Below are 2,335 nucleotides of genomic sequence, written 5' to 3' on the forward strand. Positions count from 1 at the left end.
GATTTGTGGTCGCCCGCGTATGTTGTGTATACCACACCGCCCCCTCCCACCGATACGGCTGTGCGGCCGGCCCCGCACACCCCCCCCGGCGGGGGGGCACCCCGGGCGGCCCCAGGCCCGCGGGGGTTCCCCGGGGCGCGGCGCTCAGGCCGCGCCCGCACCGGTGAGGGCGCGCACCTCCAGCTCGGCGAAGCGGTCCGCGTCGGCCGGCTCGGGCGAGGTGATCGTCCCGATCCAGCCGGCCAGGAAGCCGAGCGGGATGGAGATGATGCCGGGGTTCTCCAGCGGGAACCAGTGGAAGTCGACGCCGGGGAAGAGCGCCACCTTGGTGCCGGAGACCACCGGGGAGAAGACGACCAGCACGATCGCCGGGACCAGCCCGCCGTACACCGACCAGACCGCGCCGCGGGCGGTGAACCGCGACCAGAACAGGCTGTACAGCAGGACGGGCAGGTTGCTGGAGGCGGCCACCGCGAAGGCCAGGCCGACCAGGAAGGCGACGTTCAGCTGCTGGGCGTAGAGGCTGATCGCGATCGCGGCCGCGCCGATCCCGACGGCCGCGAACCGCGCCACCCAGACCTCCTGGCGCTCGCTGGCCTCGCCCGTCGGCTCGGCCTCCGCCGGGTCCCCGGCCTCCCCCGGCCGGGAGGCCGGGACGGCGGCGCGCCGCCGGAAGGGGCGCCGGCGCGGCCGGCCGCGCCAGGCGCCGGCCCAGATGTCGTGGGCGAAGGCCGCCGAGGAGGCCAGGGTGAGCCCGGCGACCACGGCGAGGATGGTGGCGAAGGCGATCGCCGAGATCAGCGCGAACAGCACCACCCCGCCGGTGCTGCCGTTGCCGCCGCCGAGCACCAGGGCGAGCAGCGGGACGGCGGTGTTCCCGGCCGAGTTGGCGTGCCGCACCTCCGCCGAGCCGACCAGCGCGGTCGCGCCCAGGCCGAGCGCGATGGCCATCAGGTAGAAGCCGCCGACCAGGCCGATCGCCCACATCGTGGAGCGGCGGGCGGCCCTCGCGGTGGGCACGGTGTAGAAGCGGGACAGGATGTGCGGCAGTCCGGCGGTGCCGAGCACCAGGGCGAGGCCCAGGCTGAAGAAGTCGAGCCGGCTGGTGAAGGTGGCGCCGTACTTGAGGCCGGGTTCGAGGTAGCGCCGCCCGGCGCCGCTGTGCTGGGCGGCCTGGCGCATCAGCTCGCCGACGTCGCCGTGGAAGCGGACCATCAGCAGCACGGTGAGCAGCACCGAGCCGGCGATCAGCAGGAAGGCCTTGACGATCTGGATCCAGGTGGTGGCCCGCATCCCGCCGATCGTGACGTAGACGATCATCAGTCCGCCGACGGCGACGATGGTCCAGGTCCGGGCCTGGGCGCTGTTGGTGCCGAGCAGCAGGGCGACCAGCGAGCCCGCGCCGACCATCTGGGCGACCAGGTAGAGCAGGGTGACGACGACGCTGGCGCCCCCGGCCGCGGCCCGGACCTTGCGGCGGCGCAGCCGCAGGGCGAGCACGTCGGCGAGGGTGTACCGGCCGGCGTTGCGGACCAGTTCGGCGACCAGCATCAGCACCACCAGCCAGGCGACCAGGAAGCCGATGCTGTAGAGCACGCCGTCGTAGCCGTACAGCGCGATCAGCCCGGCGACGCCGAGGAAGGAGGCGGCGGAGAGGTAGTCGCCGGAGAGCGCGAAGCCGTTCTGGAGCGGGGTGAAGTCGCGGCCGCCGGCGTAGAAGTCCTCGGTGGCGCTGCCTCGGCGGCCGACCCAGAGGGTGATCGCCAGGGTGACCAGGACGACGACGGCGAACAGCGCGATCGCGAGGTCGTGGTGGTCGCCGGTGGGGGCGACGGGGGGCGGGGTGGCGGTCGTCATCGCGGTCGTCACCGCGGTCGTGATCGTGGTCGTCATCGCAGCTGGTCCTGGGTGTCCCAGCGCAGGCCCAGGGCGGCGCGGTCGCGCTTGGTCCGGGCGTTGCGGGCGTAGAGCCAGGTGAGCAGGAAGGTGGAGGCGAACTGCAGCAGGCCGAGCAGCCAGGCCACGTTGAGCGGGCCGGCCACCTGACTGCGCATCAGGCCGGGGGCGGCGGCCTGCGCGGCGACGTACATCAGGAACCAGCCGAGGAAGGCGCCGCTGACCGGGAAGACGAACGAGCGGTAGCTGCGGCGGATGTCCTGGAAGGCGTCGCTGCGCTGGACGGCCCGGTACACCTCGGTGCTGTCGGTGGCGGGCGCCAGGGCCCGGGGGGCGGCCGCCGGGTCGGCGGCGGGTCGGGGGGCGGGGGCGGCGACCGGGGGGGGCGCCCGCGCGGCCGGGACCGGCGGGCCCGCGCGGGGGGGGGGGGGCCCCCCCC

Annotated in this window: 2 protein-coding genes; both read right to left on the bottom strand. The window is 74.9% G+C overall.

All coding sequences use genetic code 11. From position 1 onward, the window contains the following. Positions 1–144 precede the first annotated feature (144 nt). Positions 145–1,857: a cation acetate symporter gene (locus tag ACFV61_RS35575; RefSeq protein WP_063351411.1), complete on the bottom strand. Its 1,713-nt coding sequence runs from the start codon at positions 1,855–1,857 to the stop codon at positions 145–147. 32 nt (positions 1,858–1,889) lie between these two features. Continuing rightward, positions 1,890–2,335 (bottom strand): DUF485 domain-containing protein (locus ACFV61_RS35580; RefSeq protein ID WP_380496293.1); only part of this gene is annotated, 446 nt, incomplete at its 5' end.

The organism is Kitasatospora sp. NPDC059817, from assembly GCF_042731835.1.
In the GTDB taxonomy this organism is placed as follows: domain Bacteria; phylum Actinomycetota; class Actinomycetes; order Streptomycetales; family Streptomycetaceae; genus Kitasatospora.